The sequence below is a fragment of the Corynebacterium pseudokroppenstedtii genome (genome assembly GCF_019754945.1).
In the GTDB taxonomy this organism is placed as follows: Bacteria; Actinomycetota; Actinomycetes; order Mycobacteriales; family Mycobacteriaceae; genus Corynebacterium; species Corynebacterium pseudokroppenstedtii.
Window position 1 is genome coordinate 384,869 of sequence record NZ_JAEUWU010000002.1, and the last position, 16,708, is coordinate 401,576.

Below are 16,708 nucleotides of genomic sequence, written 5' to 3' on the forward strand. Positions count from 1 at the left end.
TTCACATGTCGTTCTCACTCACCCGCGGCATGCACCTAAACGACCCAAACGAATCGCTTTTTATGCAGGTAAAGGTCTGTTTAGCACGGGTGGTACTTTCTCCGGCTGTGATGGCAAGTTTCCTACATACCCCCGCCCCAGCGTGAAGGTTTTTAGAATAGTGACGTGAATATTCGCAAAATTGCCTCCTGGCGGCCCGATACGTTGATCGTCATGATCCTCTCAGCAGTGGCGATCGCTATCCTTTTCCCTGCTCGCGGAGGTTTCGCCAGCGCGTGGGACACCGTCACCACCGGGGCGATTGCATTTCTGTTTTTCCTCTACGGCGCGCGTCTCTCACCCGCGGAGGCTTTCGAGGGTCTCAAGCATTGGCGCCTTCACACCCTCATTCTGGCTTTTACCTACGTCGTCTTCCCGATCATCGGTATCGCGCTCTTCCCACTTCAGCACCTGGTGGGCCACAACCTGTATGCCGGCTTTCTGTTTCTCTGCCTCGTGCCGTCGACGGTCCAGTCGTCGGTGGCGTTCACATCCGTTGCCAGGGGAAACGTGGCGGGCGCCATCGTCAGTGCATCGACGTCAAATCTGTTAGGTGTCGTAATCACGCCTGTTCTCGTGATGTTCTTCATGTCGGGTTCCGGTTTCCATGTGTCCGGCAGTGTATTTATCGACGTTGCGCTGCAGCTACTTGTGCCGTTCATTCTTGGCCAGATTGCGCGTTTGTGGCGTCCGATTGCGAAAATGTCGGCAAGTCCTGTGACGAAGAATGTGGACCGGCTGTCCATCGCGTTCGTCATGTACGGAGCATTTTCGGAGGGAATCGTGTTGGGGGTGTGGACCTCGATTGCGTGGTGGCAGCTGGTGATCGTCGTCCTGCTGTCCCTTATCTTGGTGGAGCTGATGCTGTGGTTAACGTGGACTGCCGCGAGCCGTTTCGGCTTCGATTACGGCGACCGCGTGGCCATTCAATTCTGCGGAACTAAAAAGTCCTTGGCTACGGGCCTCCCCATGGCCGCCGTCATTTTCCCCCAGAGCGCTGCGGTGATCATTTTGCCGCTGATGGTGTTCCACCAGATCCAGCTGATGGTGTGCTCTGTGCGCGCGAGCCGATACGCACGCCAGTTGGACGAGCACGCTAACTAGACGAATCACCCGGGGCCGACGTCGCTACGCCACAACGTTGAGCAGCAGAACGTAGAGTGCGGTTCCACCGAAAATGGAGAGCGTCACGCTGTGTCGCCACGCATGAAGCAGGCACGTTCCCGCAATAGCGACGAGGGCGGGCCACCATCCGCCACTGTCATGCGAGGTTTCCACAGCGGTGTAGACAATGAGCACCATAGTTACGCCCACCGGCATGGTTCGGCTGAGATGGGCGACGAAATCCGACCCCCGCAAGCGCGCAATAAACGGAAATGGAAACGCGCGCAGGGCAACGGTGACGGCACCGATCACGCACAGCATCGCGAGCGTGTGGGACAGTGACACACCTTCGGGCAACCCGTAATCGCCATAAGCCAGCGTGTGATTCATCGTGGTGTTCCCCCTTCAGCGTCGGTGGGGTCGGAGTGGCCACGGCCAGACCGCAGCGTAAGTGTCTCGTCGACAGTGGGGGACCAAAACCGCACGAGGAGGACAGCGAGGTAGAGACCCAGCCCAATAACCATGAGAGACTGTTCTGACACGACCCATCCGACGGCCGCGCAGACCAGAGCGAGGCCGGGTAGTGACCAGTCGGGATTCGCGGAAAATGACTCCATGGTGAGAACAATGAACAGAGCGACGAGGGCGAAGGACATCCCGTCGATGGTGGGAATGTACTGCCCGACGAGAGCACCAACTATTCCCGACGCCAACCACAAGGCTTGCACAACAACCTGGATTGTCAGGACGTGAACCCCACTGATCGAGCTGTTCTTCGCCATGGACGTCGATGCGATGGCATAAGATTCATCGGTCAATGCGTAGGTGGAGTAGGCACGCCAGGCGCGGCCCTTGATCGCGTGCCGAGGGAAGGTCAGGCCGTAAAACGCGTGCCGGAAGTTCACCATCAACGCCGTTAACCCGGCAGAAAACAGCCCTATCCCGCTACTGATTAAGCTGATGGCCAGGAACTCCATTGATCCCGCGTAAATGATGGTGGAGAGTATTGGTGCCCACCACCAGGCAAAACCTGATTGGACGACCAGAAGGCCAAAGGAAAGTCCAAGCGGGATCAGTCCCAGCCCAATTGCCCAGGTTTCAGCTAAACCTTGCCGGATGTCGGGGCCTAAAGAACCGCCGTGTGCGGGGTTGTTCTGCGATGATCCGCGGTGTGGTGGTGTGTCCATAACGTGTTCTCTACGGGTGCGAGGTGACGGTTAATTCTCGGTTTAATTCTCGTTCGGATCGACGGGATAGGTAGCAAAGAGGGGGAGTGGCTGCTCTTGGCGACGCATCACCTGCCCCCACACATCGACATTGGCGGGGGCGAGGACATCTTCGGTTAATGCCGGCGCCACGTACCAATTTCCGCGCTCAATCTCGGCGTTAAGTTGGCCTGGCCCCCACCCGGCATACCCGCCGAACATGCGAAGACCGTGCAGCTTCCCTTTCACGTCGTTGGGGTCGGCATCTAAGTTAACTGTCACAAATCGGTGTGCCGTGGTGGAGAACAACGTGCTGTCGTCGATGGCGGTATCTGGCTTCGCTACCCCGACGGCAAGAACCGTGTTGTGCCCTACGGGTCCGCCGAGATAAATCACCTGAGGTGTAGTAATGAGCGGCGTCCACTGCGGCAGGACGTTGTGTGTTGCCATCTCTGTGCGTTCTGTCAGATCAACGCCGACGGCACCGTCGGGACCAACGTCGAGAAGGAAAATGACGGAGCGAGTCAGCTCTGCAGACACCGTTCCAGGTGCAGAGACCAGCAACATTCCCGCCTCAGGGGGTGTTTTACTCAGCCCATTGAACAGGCGATCGCTGTAGATATCACTCATGAACGTTGCTCCTCTGACTCCTGTTCCTCAGTCCACCATTTCTTCAGCTCTAGGATGGCGTCTTCGCGCTCTAAAGGCCCCTGATCCAGGCGAACATCTTTCATGTGCTTCCAGGCTTTTCCTACCATCGGTCCTGGTTCAATACCTAGGATCGTCATAATGTCGTTCCCGTCAAGATCCGGACGGATACGAGCGAGATCCTCTTTATGCTGAATCTCCTCAATACGACGTTCAAGATCGTCATACAAGCGTTGCAAACGCCGGGCTTTCGCCTTGTTCCTAGTTGTACAGTCCGCCCGTACGAGCCGATGAAGCCGAGGTAAAAGGGGCCCCGCATCGGCCACATAGCGGCGAACAGCAGAATCATTCCACGCTTTTTCGGTATAGCCGTGGAAGCGCTGGTGCAGATAAATCAATCCCGAGACGTCTTTGATGAACTGCTTACTGTATTTCAATGCTCGGAATCGCTTGCGGGCCATTTTCGCACCCACCACGTCGTGGTGATAAAAAGTGACACCTCCACCGGGTTTGGGGGCGCGAGTGCTGGGCTTTCCACAGTCGTGGAGCAGCGCCGCCCACCGCAGGACTAAATCCGGACCGTCAGGTTCACGGTCAATAGCTTGGCGCAGCACCTGCAGCGAATGGGCATATACATCCTTGTGTTGCATGTGCTCGTCACGGGTCATGCGCATCGCCGGGATTTCGGGAATGATGTAGTCCGCCAAACCGGTGTCCACCATGAGTTCAATACCGTCGGTCGGGTGGTCCCCGAGGATTAATTTGTCCAGCTCAGCGTGGATTCGCTCCGCTGTGATCCGCTGAATGTCCCCCGCCATCCTCTCCATGGCCTCACGCACACGTGGAGCCACACGAAGCCCCAGTTGGGACACAAAACGGCAGGCCCGGAGCATGCGGAGGGGGTCGTCGTGAAACGAAATCGCCGGATCGTCCGGTGTATCAAGATAACCGCGGACGAGGTCAGTTAATCCGTGGAGTGGATCGTGAAACACCTGCGAGCCGTCGCCACGAACCTCGACAGCCATCGCGTTGACGGTGAAATCCCTGCGGGTTAGGTCTTTGTCTAAGGAATCACCAAAGGTGACCTCGGGGTTTCGTGATTCGCCGTCATAGGTGTCGGCGCGGAATGTCGTCACCTCTATATCTTGGCCGCTGCGTTGGCCCGAAACTGTGCCGTAGTCAATGCCCGTATCCCACACGGCGTCGCACGTGCTCTCCAACAGCCGATGGATATCATGCGGCCTGGCATTCGTCGTAAAGTCAAGATCACTGCTCAAACGCCCTAAAAGGGCGTCACGGACCGAACCTCCGACCAAGTAGAGGTCACAATCATCATCGTTAAAAGCCCGGGCAAGGGGTGTCATCACGGGGACTAAGGAGGCCAAGTCTCTGTGCGCACGTGCCAAATATTCTGCCTCCATAACGGAGGTGTCATGCGAGGAGCTCGAATCGGACGGACGCGAGTGGGAGAGTGAGGACGAACCAGCCATGTCAAATATCGTACCGGTCGTCAAGGCGTGTCTAGTCCCCACCGATCGTTATGACGCGAGTTATCCACAAGTGACCATTTATCCACAGGGAACGCGCGATGTGACTGGCCTATCTACCCACATGGGTTCGTCGGCCTCTATCCTGAAAAGAATGAGTAGGAGCACACGGCCACAGTCAGCGAGCCAAGACTCGTCCGACGCTGGCCACACGGGGGGCGGGTCGCCACGGCGCACGCGGCGCACAAACGGGGGCCGACGCCGACGCAGTACCTCTAGCTCGAAAAATAACCGCCAGGGTGGCGACAAGAAGAAGGGTAACCACACTCAGGGCAGCGGGTCGTCGCGGGATAAAAATAGGCCACATCAGAAGCGTTCGACGACGTCGCGACGAAACAGCTCGCGCAATGCTGGTTCGCGCAATAACTCGCGCAACGGTGGGAAGCGCTCGAGGCCTGGTAGGCCACGTGACCAGCGCTCCGGCCGGGGATCGTCACGAAACTCGCGGCGGAATAAATCCCGCGCCCTCGCTTCGGTCTACATGCCTACCTCGGAAGAGACCTCCGCCGGTGGACTCGTCGTCTCTGGATTAGCCGAAGCCGTGGACGACGCCGGGATTGTGAATATGGATCGCATTTATGTATGCCTGATTGGGCGGCTTGACCGTCGTGGGCGGCTACTGTGGTCCATCCCCAAAGGCCATGTTGAACAGGGCGAAGACCATACCACGACCGCCGAACGTGAAGTGTGGGAAGAAACCGGGCTCACCGGGCGTGTTTTCGAGGACTTAGGAACTATTGATTATTGGTTCGTGTCCGACGGAATCCGCATCCACAAAACGGTCCATCACCATCTGTTGGAATATGTTGACGGCATCTTTAATGATGATGATCCTGAAGTCACCGAGGTCATGTGGGCCCCTGCCTCTGAGCTCGTTGAACGGCTAGCCTACGGGGATGAACGGAAATTAGCCCGGCGCGCACACGAGATTCTGCCGGATCTGGCACGTCAAGCCCATGCGGAGGGGAGGATGACGCCATGGTGAAACCGTGGAGAACACGCATCCTAGGCATGTGCAGCGCTAGTGCTGTAGCTTGTGCCGTCGGAATTCTCCCAGCGACGCTCACCGAAACGGGACATCAGGGCCCTACGGCTCAGGCTGCGGAATCGACGCAATGGACCAACCCCTCGGCGCGGGATGGGCACTCCAAGAACGATATTGATGTCTCGATTTCGCAGATTAACCCGACGATCGCCACGATCGATGGGCATGTTGCGTTCACCGTGAAGCTGACGAACTCCACATCAAGCACCCTCGATTCCATTACGTATTCTTTGTCGCGCTCCGACGCCGTCGTCGACACCGCCTCTGCCCGTCTCCGGTTGGCGGATAACAAAGATGTTTTTAATCACGACCTGATCAACGGGTCTGTGGACCACGATCAGGCCAATGATTCACAATCCACGGGGTCAACGTCGGCACGCGAATCGGGTAAGAAAAGCACGTCGGCTAAGAGCAGTAAAACCACCGCGTCCTCGGGTGGTAACTCCGCTGTCACTCTCAAACCGGGTGAATCCACCAATCTGACTTTTGATCTTCCGATCACGGAGGGGAATGGCAAAGCCACGCCATTGGGCATCACTGAGCCGGGAACCTACCCCATCGTGATCAGTGCTCAGTCGGGGTCATATGAGGGTTCCTCTAGGTTCTTGCTCCCCGTCCGGGATAAGGCCAAACCGGACGCTGACAATAAACAGGCCAGTGAAAATCAGCCTGTACCGCTTACTTTCCTGTGGCCGCTTGCTAGTCGGTCGGCCATCGTCCCAGGTGAAACTAGTGAAGCTCCTGACTCAGCTCCCCTCTTGCTCACCGACGAAACGCTCGCCCATGAGCTCGCTCGAGGAGGTCGGCTCGACGGCCTGTTGTCGGCCTACGCCAACGCGGCCAGCAAGAATAACGGCATTAAAGAGGCGAGCTGTCTGGCCATCGACCCCGACCTGCTCACCACGGTGGAGAGAATGACTCACGGGTACTCGGTGACCAATGAGCGGCTGAGCGCCGTGAGCGAAACGACTCGCCTGCGGGATAGTTGGGGATCCTCCAAGGGAACGAAGACGCGCGATGGCAAGGGCACGGGCGATGCAGAGAGGTGGCTGAAGAAACTTAAAGACACGGCATCCGGGGGATGTGTCGTGTCGCTGCCCACCTCGGGGGCCAATCTTAATGCCGTTGCAGCCACCAAAAACCCGTGGCTAGCTGCGCAAACGCTCTCCACCGGGGATACGAACATTCAAGCCATTCTTGGCACAAGCACGCTCAGCAACATCGCCATTCCCGGCGCGGGGTACCTCAACCAAGAGGCCATACCGTCATTGGCCAACGCATATACCAATGGGGAGCCCGTCGACCTTAACTCGCAGTTCGAAGAGGGAGTGGCAAATACCGATAAATCTGCCGGCGCGCCCACTACTGAGGAACCGCAGGTCAATCCGGTTACTCTCACTTCCGACGAGGCGTCGACGAATACAGTGCGGCCAGCCTCGTGGCCTCCTCGGGATCCGCATGTTACGACGCTTGTCGCAGGTAATTCGCTGTCTACCGGCCCTGAAGCGGACAAGGGAAACAAGTCTGATACAGCAGCGGGCGATGGTTCGTCCTCTGACAACGATGACTCCGCTGGTGAGGACTCCGCGGCCCGTTCCCGCGATGACGACTCAGCCGCACATGACCAATCCGCGTGGGAGAACAAACTTGTCGACGTTGGCCATGGCGTGACAGCCATTCCGTTTAATGCGGATGTGGGGGCCACCCTTGCGGCAACCGGGGGGACTCCGGAGACGGCGGCGTATTCCACACCGCTGACGCGCTATCACGAGACGCTTGATTCACCGCACGCGCGAATGCAGGACGCCATTGCCGTCATGTGGCAAACGATCCAATCGCGCACTCCTGTCCTTGCCACGCCCCCCGCGCAGTGGACCGCCAGTAGCGAGGACGCCACCGCCTTCTTAGACGCGGTGGCCACGCTCCTCGGTGGTGAGGCCACACCCACCGCGCTATCCGCGATCACGTCCCAAACCCCACATTCCACGGGGAGCGTGAACCGCCCGTATGAGGATCCCGGCGCGGTAAGCAGCGACGATGTGCATCGGGTGGCGACGCAGGCGTCGTCAATCACACGGCTCACCACCATGATGAGCAATGATGACCGGATTGAGCTCACGCGGTTTAATTTCACAGCGCCTCTTCGTACGGATCTCCTTCGGGCGCTGACTGACGACGGCCGACGGAGTGAGAAGAAGTACGACACGGTCACCCAGTATTCGGACAGGCTGTTGGACAAAAGCCAGGCGATGCTTCACAACCTGTTGACCTCGGTGAAGCTCGTCCCGCCGGGCAATGTGTATACGCGGACGTCGGATTCCTCGCCCATTCTGATCGTGGTGCGCAATGGTTTACCGCTCCCGGTCAAGGCGTCGCTCCAATGGCAAGGTCCATCGAACGTCCAGCTTGACGAGCTGAAACAAACGTTGCCTGCCCGTGGTTCAGTGACTCTCCAGGTACATGCTGATATTGCGGCACGGAGTAAACAAACGAAACTCAAACTGTGGCTAGCCGGCGACCATAACCAAGCGCTATCTGAGCCCACCACGGTCGCCATTCAATCTGCCCCAGGTATCTCCTGGAAAGGTGTCCTAACTGTGGGGGGAATCCTGGTCACGATCGCTGGAATCGGCCTTATCCTGCGGGAACGGCGAACACGCATGTAGGTTGTCGGCGTTACGATCTGCCCGATGAACTCCCTGTTTTCCCAGCACTAAGTGCCACCCCACCGCCTCAGTATTCCCAATTCACAGCGCTAACGGGCATGTCGATTCCACTTCGTTAAGCAAGTCGGCAACAATGGGCAAGGTGAGTTCAACCGACGAGAACCCAAGCTCCCCAGAGCAGCCCGAGCACCAACCGCGTCATACCGCGGTGTCTCCTCGGGCGCGTGCTGGACAACGTGGCCGGATCGTCACCCCCAGGCCCCCTGCTCCAGTACCGGAGCCGAGGAAGAAACCGACCCAGCAGTCTGGCCCCGACCTCTCTGCGCTCAGTGAGCGACCACGCGCCGACCGGTCCGGTGAGCAAGGAGCACGGGGAAGCACAGAAGCATCCGCCGATCGCGCCTCGTCATCGACGGCGACGGCCACCGCCGTGAAGCCCAACCAGGGCCAGGGCGGAAGTGGGGACACATCGTCCCAGGCAGGCACCAGTGATGGTGAGGACAAGCCGCCCACAAGTACCGACACCGAGGTTGTCCGGGCCGGCGGGACGATGGCCGTCGCCACGTTGCTGTCCCGCATCACGGGGTTCTTCCGTAACCTCCTCATCGGTTCCACTATGGGTGCTGGCGCCGCGTCGGCCTACACCAGTGCGAACACTCTGCCGAACCTCATTACGGAAATCGTCCTGGGCGCGATTTTGACGTCGCTCGTCATTCCCGTTCTCGTGCGCGCAGAGAAAGAGGACGCGGACCACGGTGCCGCATTCATCCGACGCTTGCTAACGGTCGCGTCGGCACTGTTAGTTGGTGTGACCGTGCTCGCCGTCCTTGGGGCGCCGTGGCTTGTGCAGTTGTCCTTGGACGCGAACGGCAAAGTCAATGTCACAATGGCGACGGTCTTTGCTTATCTCCTGTTGCCGCAAATCCTGTTCTACGGCCTTTTTGCGCTGCTCATGGCGGTACTGAACACGAAGGGGATTTTCGGGCCCGGCGCGTGGGCTCCGGTGATCAACAACGTCATTGTGCTGGTCGTCCTTCTGGCGTACTGGTTCCTCCCGGGATCGTTGGACCCAACCCAGCACGTGGCGATCACCGATCCTCACATCCTTTTGTTGGGCGCGGGCACCACGCTCGGTGTTGTGGTTCAGGCTCTCATGCTGTTCCCGTATCTCCGGATGGCCGGGGTTGACCTTCGCCCGCTGTGGGGCATCGACGATCGAGTCAAGCAGTTCGCCGGCATGGGTTTGGCCATCGTCGTCTATGTCGCTATTTCCCAGGCAGGGTATTTCTTTACTAACCGTATTGCGTCGGCGGCCGATCCGGGTGCCCTGTTCATCTACCAGCAGCATTGGTTGTTGCTGCAGGTGCCCTATGGCGTGATCGGTGTGACATTGTTGACGGCGATCATGCCACGTTTGTCGCGCAATGCCGCCGATGGCGACAACCAGGGCGTTGTCCGTGATTTAACGATGGCCACGAAGATCACGCTGATGGCGTTGATCCCGGTCATCGTCTATTTCACGGTGTTTGGCACCACTATTTCGAGCGCATTGTTCGCGTGGGGCCGTTTCGACGCGACGTCGGCGGAAACGTTGGGCTGGACGCTGAGTTTCGGTGCGTTCACCCTGGTTCCGTACTCGATTGTTCTTCTGCACTTACGCGTGTTCTATGCCCGCGAGCAGGCGTGGACCCCGACGTTCATCATCATCGCGATCACCCTGACCAAGGTCATTCTGTCCTACTTGGCGCCGTTCCTGGCCACCCGCTCTGATTTTGTGGTCGTGTTGTTGGCGGCTGCTAACGGGTTCGGCTTCATCACGGGTGCGATCGTCGGCGCGGTGCTGCTGCATCGTTCGTTGGGGTCCTTACGTGGCCGTGAGGTTATGCGGTCGACGACGTGGGTGCTTGTTGCGTCCTTAGCTGGTGCTCTCGCCGGCTGGCTGCTGGATCTGGTACTGCGCGGCGATTGGTTGATGCAATTCCCGAAGTTGGCCACCTTGATGCGCACTGGTTTGGACGGCATCGTTTTGGTGGCTGTCGCGGGCTTGATCCTGGCGAAGTCTGGCCTGGAGGAGATCGCCATTTTCGGCCGCGCGTTGGCGCGCATTCCGGGGCTGCGCCGGTTCGTATCGGTGCGGCAGTCCGCGCCGGAAGACATGGTCGGTGTTCCGAACGCGGCAGATGCTGCGGATACGTACAACGTGACCGCCTTGTCGACGGCGTCACCTGGTCTGCCTCCGATGTCGGCCGGCTTTGTGCGCGGGCCGAAGCTCGTGCCGGGGGCGGCTGTTGCGAATGGCCGCTACCGCTTGTTAGCCGACCATGGCGGCACGAATGCCATGCGCTTGTGGCACGCCCGCGAGCAGGCGTCGGGCAGGGAAGTCGCGCTGACGATCATCGATACCATGCGCATTCCGGGTATCGACGATTACCGCACGGCGCGCGATACGACGGACCGTATTATTGACCGCACCTCCGCCCTCTACGAGGCGAAATGCGCTGGTCTGGCGCAGATCCGCCACATTATCCGCGACTCGGCGGGGGCGATTGTGGTGGCGGACTGGACCCCGGGTTCCGCATTGGCGGCTGTTGGTCAAGGGCGTCCGGATCCTTATGCGGCGGCATTTGCGTGTGCCGGTCTGGCTGAGGCCGCGGTGACGGCGCATCGCCTGGACACGGCGTTGGGGATTGACCACCGTGATCGCTTGCGGATTAGTTCATCGGGCGAAGCGGTGCTGGCTTTCCCTGGAGTTATGCCGCATAACTCGTACGGCCAGGATGTGCACGGCGTCGGCGTCGCCCTGAGCTTGCTGCTGGAGAATGTGAATCCGGTGCCGACGGAGATCGCGGAGTTGCAGGATGAGGCGTTGCACGCCCGGTCGGCGGATGCGGAGACGCTGGCGGATCGGCTGCGTCGTACCGGTTTGGGCGATGCGGAGCTCCATGCTGCCGACGAATCCACCCCGAACCCTGAGGCTCGCCCTGGTTTCGGTGAGGCATCGCGCCGGCCCACGGGCATTGCGGGCATCGGCGCGCTGGCCATTGTTGTGGTCCTGGCAGCCGCGTTGATCGCCACGTATTTGGTGGGCAAGATCAACCGCAGCGATAACGGGCCCCTGAACTCGGGTTCGTTGGGGCGCGCCGGGTCGTCGATCACTCAGGGCGATGGCGCGAAAGCGATTACCCCGACGGCGGCCGCGTATTGGGCTCCGGAGAATGGGCGGGGAACTCCTGATAACCCCGACATGGTTCCTTTGGTTATCGACGGAAATGGGACGACGGAGTGGCGTTCGGATGAATACCAGGCGCAGTTGGGGTCCTCCGCCACCTCGGTGAAGTCCGGCATGGGAATCATGATGACGTTGCCGGAACCCGCGACGGTGACCTCGCTACGTATCGATGGTGCGAAGAGCGGGACGCATGTGGAAATTCGTGCCGCTGGTTCAGCTACGCCGGCGACCGTGGACGAGACGACGGAGCTGGCGTCGGCCGACCTTGAGGATGGTTCCACAACAATTGATATTCCCAAGGCTGCACGGCAGTCTGCCGCGCCGGGTGCGGAGGGCTCGGCGTCGACGGTTCCCGCCCACACGCAGTATGTATTGGTCTGGATTACGGCGTTGCCGGTCCCGGATGCTGCCGAGATTTCGGAGATTGGCGTGACTGGTGTGGTGGATAAGCCCCAATCCAGCACGGTGAAGCCGACGTCGGCGCGGTCGATGGCACGGGCTGCGGCACATGCTATGGCGTGATCGGTAGCGTGATCTGTTCGCTACCAGGGGTGACGACGTAGGCCTCGGGTGCTCTAGCACCCGGGGTCTACATGGAAGCATACATGTGGGGCCTGGCGGGCCCCCTACCGCGCCGGGTGGTGACATCAGGCGTCGGATATGAGAATCTAGTGTGGTGCTCATCGGGGGGAGAGCGCGGATTTCGTCGGGGGACGGTCCGCTGCCAAATCAATCTCAGAATACTGTCGTGCTGGGGGATGCTGACGGCTCTCATGTCGAATTCCGTCCTGCTCTAGATACTCATCACGCAGCGGATACTCATGTGGCGAACACCCATGCCGATGACGGCCCTGGCCGCGGTTATGACTCACGACGCCCACGGCCCCGCGAGCTGGAGACGATGAGCGACCGGGAGCTTTTCGACGCGGTCAGCGGAGGTCAGACGGATGCGATGGCGGTGCTGGCCCGTCGGCACGAAAAATCGATCCGCTTCGCTATTTCGCGCTGGGTCGATTGCCCGGAGGACGTCGACGATCTGTGGCAGGACACGCTGTTCAAAGCTCAGCGCGCAGCCACGATGTTTCGCGGGCGCTGTGCCCCGGGCACGTGGCTCCACCGGATCGCAGTGAATACGACGAAGGACTACCTCCGTCGACGAGGGAATGCTCGGATGGTTGTTCTTGACGACGCCACACTTCCCCCCGAATTCTTTCGCGCCAATGAAGGTGGATTGCGAGCCGCGTTAAAGACCGCGCTGGCCGGCCTGGACGAGCCGTTCCGGACGACGTTTTTGCTTGTTGATCTCTACGGGTTCTCGGTGAAAGAGACCGCTGCGAAGCTGGATATCTCACCGGGAACGGTGAAGTCGCGGTGTTCACGGGCACGGCAAGCTCTTCGTACTGCTCTGAGTGAGGAGGCGTGACCGGTCCGAGGTGCGATCCGCAACGCCGAGAGCTTTTGTACCTAGGGGTTGCCTTATAGCGCTGCCGTACGTCCCAGCCTCCCAAAACGCGCTCTGACCAGCGGGGAACCTGCAGCCTGATTGCGCGTCTAATTCACTAACCGCCCACCTGTTGAAACCACTGGAGTGTGTCATGCCTACGTTTTCTCATGAGCCGGAGCCTTCGGCTTGGCCACCCCATCCACCTACCGTCTCTGACCTTTCCGACGATGACCTGGACTTTTTGGTCTCCCGTTTATTGTCTTCCGACGACGAGCCGGGCGAGGATTCTTCCGGCGTCATGCCAGTGTCTAACGCATCAGCGACGGCCAGCACGACACCAGCGTCTAGCGCCACTCCTGCGTCTAGCACCGCTCCGGGCGAGGATCGTCGTGAAGCAAGAAACGAAACGACACAAAACACTGCCACCGCTGACGGACCAGGCCAGGTAATTCCTTTCCCCACTCGATTCTCCTGGTGGCGAATGGCTGCAGTAGTGGTGCTCATCGTGGGTGGCGTCGGATCGTCGTTCTTCATCCCCGGCTTGTTCGGACATGTATCCACGCATAACTCGAATTCAGCTCATTCGGACGCGAATCGCTCAAACACCGCGGTTACTCCACACTCGCAACCACCTAGCATCAAGCGGTCCAACGTGGACTTGATCGCTATGACAAGCGAGCAACAAACAGCGGCGAAGAAAGCTTTTGCGGGGTCAACAGACCTCAGCAATCTCGATGTTCCCGTGTCGCAATGCTTGTCCACCACCAACATGGCTCATTCACCGGTGCTCGGAGCTGCTCCCGTCGAAACAGCTCAGCCAGCTGAAACAGCCCAGCCGGCATCCCCCCGTACTAAATCTCAGCTGCTCATCCTTGGTGCGCCACTGCGCATTGTCGTCGTAGAGCACACGTGTTCTCACGGAGAATCGAGCGTTCTCTTCCGCTCGACCCTGAGTCACGGGGAGAGGACAGGTTAGGCTTTGACATGCCATGTAGCATTGCTCGCATGAGTGTTCACGATGTCATCATTGTCGGATCTGGCCCTGCCGGCTACACCGCAGCCATTTATGCTGCTCGGGCAAATCTCAAGCCCCTTGTGTTCGAAGGCATCGAATACGGTGGTCTACTCATGCAGACTACCGAGGTCGAAAACTACCCTGGCTTCCACGATGGGATTATGGGCCCGTCACTCATGGAGGAGATGCGCCAGCAGGCCGAGCGCTTCGGTGCCGAACTCAAACAGGACATGGTCGAGAGCATGGACCTGACCGGCGACATCAAGATCGTCCGTTCGGAGGGTGAGGAATACCAAGCGCGAGCAGTCATTATCGCGACGGGTGCAGCCCCTCGCTACCTTGGTGTCAAGGGTGAACAAGAGCACCTGGGTCTCGGCGTATCCGCCTGCGCCACCTGCGACGGCTTCTTCTTCAAAGACAAACCCATCGTTGTCGTCGGGGGAGGGGACTCCGCCATGGAGGAGGCAGACTTCCTTACCAAGTTTGGTTCCTCAGTCACCATCGTTCACCGACGTGGCGAATTCCGTGCCTCAAACATCATGGTTCAGCGCGCGAAGGACAATCCGAAGATTGATTTCGAGATGAACGCCGTCGTCACCGAAGTGTGTGGCGACGGTCCCGTCGATCACCTCATTCTCGAAGACACTCAGACAGGTGAGCAGCGCACGCTGACTGCGTCGGCACTGTTTGTCGCTATCGGACACGATCCCCGCTCTGAGATGGTTCGCGATGTCATCGACACGGACGATAAGGGATACATCCTGGTACAGGAGCCCTCCACACGGACGTCGATTCCGGGAGTGTTCGCCGCCGGCGACGTCGTCGATAGCCACTACCAGCAGGCCATCACCGCTGCGGGATCGGGTTGTCGCGCTGCACTCGACGTCGAACATTATCTCGTTGACCTGCGCGGATAAGATGACTGCGGCCCCTCACCCTACCCTTAGGACCACGACATATGCGGGATAGTGAATAGAAAACCTGCATCCCGCGTTCTACATACATAGAGCGTTCTACGTACATAGAGGGTCGCATAAAACCTTCTAACCAACGCTTGTACCTACACCACTAATTCCAGTCGGAATTAACTCCAGCCGGAAAGGATTTCACACCCCCATGACTTCCCCAGTAAACGTCACCACGGACTCGTTCCGTTCCACCGTCGTGGACTCCGACAAGCCTGTTCTCGTCGATTTCTGGGCAACCTGGTGTGGTCCGTGTCGGAAAATGAACCCCGTCCTGGAAGAGATCGCCGACGAATACGACGGCAAGGCCGTGATCGCCAAGGTCAACGTGGACGAGAACGCACCCTTGGCCTCCATGTTCCAGGTCATGTCCATCCCGACGATGTTGCTGTTCAAGGACGGCAAGAAAGTTGAAGAAATCCACGGGGCTCACCCCAAATCTCACATCACTACCGCACTTGAGAAACTTCTTTAACTCTATTCACTAACACAACACTGTTCACTGATAGACTGACTCACTGACATTGTTATATCGGCAGAAATTGGGTTAAAGGGGCTGAGACGATCGTGGAGGAAAACCTGCAAGTGGGGGATAAGAGCCCTCGCGTCGCGGAGGTTCGCACGATCCTCACGAAGGTTGGTCTTCTTAAGCACCCAGTGGCGGAGCACACCAGCACCGACCAGTGGGCTGATGGTGACGACGACTTCGACTATGAACTCCAATCAGCGTTGCGAGCTTTTCAGCAGCAGCGAGGAGTTCTTGCCGACGGCGTTATTAACGACCACACCCTTCGCCTCTTGCGTGAGGCCACCTATTCACTGGGGGCTCGCGTTCTGCTGTATGACCCGTCGTCGCCGATGCAGGGTGATGATGTTGCCCAGCTGCAATCTCACCTGCAGGAACTTGGTTTCTATTCCTCGCAGATCGATGGGCAGTTTTCCCGTGACACATATAGTGCGCTGAAAAACTATCAGCGTGATTATGGTCTTACTGTCGACGGTGTCTGCGGGCCGGACACACTGAAGGCGCTGTCCTATCTGGGGCGGAGCATCACGGGTGGCTCACGCGCGGCTATCCAGGAGCGCGAGACCGTTCGTGCTGCAGGTCCACAGCTGTCGGGTAAGCGCATTGTGATTGATCCGGGCCTGGGGCTTTCCACACCTGGTCATGTCCTGCGTGGCCCTTATGGTGAGCTGACCGAAGAAGAGATTCTGTGGGACATCGCGACGCGGTTAGAGGGCCGCATGGTCGCGACGGGTATTGAGACGATTATTTCGCGCCCGCGTCAGACTAATTCGACTGATTCGGAGCGGGCCGATATTGCCAATGCTTTCGGTGCGGATCTGGTCATTAGCCTGCGATGTGATTGGTATCACAACGAGCGGGCTGAAGGGTGCGCGTCGTTTTATTTCGGATCCCCTCGCGGGCATTCGTCGATCACTGGCGAGTTATTGTCGGGCTATATACAGCGTGAAATCGTAGCCCGGACTCCGCTGCAGAACTGCCGCAACCATGCGCGTACGTGGGATGTGTTGCGCCTCACGTCCATGCCGACGGTTGAGATCGTTTTAGGTTATCTTTCCAATCCGCACGATACTGCTGTGCTGGTGGACCCGAACTACCGTGATGTCATCACGGAGGCCATGTTGATCGCGGTGAAGCGGTTGTACCTTGCTGATAATGATGATCAGCCGACGGGTACTTTTACTTTCTCGGAACTCCTCGAACTCGAGTCACAAGGTTAACGACGCAGAGCTAACTGTTTTAACCACGGTGACGTAAATGGGCGGGAGCTATTGT

Annotated in this window: 13 protein-coding genes; 9 read left to right on the forward strand and 4 right to left on the reverse strand. The window is 58.8% G+C overall.

Annotated features, from left to right (window positions below; genetic code table 11):
- The first annotated feature begins 165 nt into the window (after positions 1–165).
- Positions 166–1,143: a bile acid:sodium symporter family protein gene (locus JMN36_RS04705; protein ID WP_328145848.1), complete on the forward strand. Its 978-nt coding sequence runs from the start codon at positions 166–168 to the stop codon at positions 1,141–1,143.
- Positions 1,144–1,167: 24 nt separating this feature from the next.
- Here the strand turns inward: JMN36_RS04705 and JMN36_RS04710 are convergent, their stop codons facing one another.
- Genes JMN36_RS04710 through JMN36_RS04725 form a run of 4 tightly spaced genes read right to left on the reverse strand, consistent with a single transcriptional unit; the run spans position 1,168 to position 4,486 of the window.
- Positions 1,168–1,533: a branched-chain amino acid transporter permease gene (locus JMN36_RS04710; protein WP_204087727.1), complete on the reverse strand. Its 366-nt coding sequence runs from the start codon at positions 1,531–1,533 to the stop codon at positions 1,168–1,170.
- Positions 1,530–2,330: an AzlC family ABC transporter permease gene (locus tag JMN36_RS04715; RefSeq protein WP_236881678.1), complete on the reverse strand. Its 801-nt coding sequence runs from the start codon at positions 2,328–2,330 to the stop codon at positions 1,530–1,532. The genes JMN36_RS04710 and JMN36_RS04715 overlap by 4 nt, the downstream gene beginning before the upstream one ends.
- A gap of 42 nt (positions 2,331–2,372) precedes the next feature.
- Positions 2,373–2,978: a YqgE/AlgH family protein gene (locus JMN36_RS04720; protein ID WP_204087728.1), complete on the reverse strand. Its 606-nt coding sequence runs from the start codon at positions 2,976–2,978 to the stop codon at positions 2,373–2,375.
- Positions 2,975–4,486 (reverse strand): CCA tRNA nucleotidyltransferase, encoded by a 1,512-nt coding sequence (locus JMN36_RS04725; protein WP_412728555.1) that lies wholly within the window; start codon positions 4,484–4,486, stop codon positions 2,975–2,977. Before JMN36_RS04725 ends, JMN36_RS04720 begins: the two co-directional genes overlap by 4 nt.
- Before the next feature lie 151 nt (positions 4,487–4,637).
- On the opposite strand from JMN36_RS04725, the gene JMN36_RS04730 reads away from it, so the two are divergent.
- The 8 genes from JMN36_RS04730 to JMN36_RS04765 all read left to right on the forward strand — a co-directional run bounded on the left by JMN36_RS04730 (position 4,638) and on the right by JMN36_RS04765 (position 16,653).
- The gene (locus JMN36_RS04730; RefSeq protein WP_236881677.1) at positions 4,638–5,528 is read left to right on the forward strand and encodes an NUDIX hydrolase; all 891 of its coding nucleotides are present in this window, start codon (positions 4,638–4,640) and stop codon (positions 5,526–5,528) included.
- A complete protein-coding gene (locus JMN36_RS04735) occupies positions 5,522–8,254 on the forward strand; it encodes a hypothetical protein (protein ID WP_221923941.1) in 2,733 nt (910 codons plus the stop codon). The genes JMN36_RS04730 and JMN36_RS04735 overlap by 7 nt, the downstream gene beginning before the upstream one ends.
- A gap of 142 nt (positions 8,255–8,396) precedes the next feature.
- On the forward strand, positions 8,397–12,005 hold the full coding sequence (locus JMN36_RS04740) for a murein biosynthesis integral membrane protein MurJ (protein WP_221923942.1): 3,609 nt from the start codon (positions 8,397–8,399) through the stop codon (positions 12,003–12,005).
- A gap of 226 nt (positions 12,006–12,231) precedes the next feature.
- Positions 12,232–12,906, forward strand: coding sequence for an RNA polymerase sigma factor (locus tag JMN36_RS04745; protein WP_204087732.1), 675 nt, complete (start codon positions 12,232–12,234; stop codon positions 12,904–12,906).
- Positions 12,907–13,078: 172 nt separating this feature from the next.
- The gene (locus JMN36_RS04750) at positions 13,079–13,903 is read left to right on the forward strand and encodes a hypothetical protein (RefSeq protein ID WP_221923943.1); all 825 of its coding nucleotides are present in this window, start codon (positions 13,079–13,081) and stop codon (positions 13,901–13,903) included.
- Positions 13,904–13,932: 29 nt separating this feature from the next.
- Positions 13,933–14,859 carry a thioredoxin-disulfide reductase gene (gene trxB / locus JMN36_RS04755; protein ID WP_204087735.1) on the forward strand — a complete coding sequence of 309 codons (927 nt, stop codon included), beginning with the start codon at positions 13,933–13,935 and terminating at the stop codon, positions 14,857–14,859.
- Positions 14,860–15,058: 199 nt separating this feature from the next.
- Entirely contained in the window at positions 15,059–15,382 is a 324-nt protein-coding gene (gene trxA, locus JMN36_RS04760; RefSeq protein WP_204087736.1) for a thioredoxin, read from the forward strand.
- Positions 15,383–15,474: 92 nt separating this feature from the next.
- Positions 15,475–16,653: an N-acetylmuramoyl-L-alanine amidase gene (locus JMN36_RS04765; RefSeq protein ID WP_221923944.1), complete on the forward strand. Its 1,179-nt coding sequence runs from the start codon at positions 15,475–15,477 to the stop codon at positions 16,651–16,653.
- The last annotated feature ends 55 nt before the right edge of the window (positions 16,654–16,708 follow it).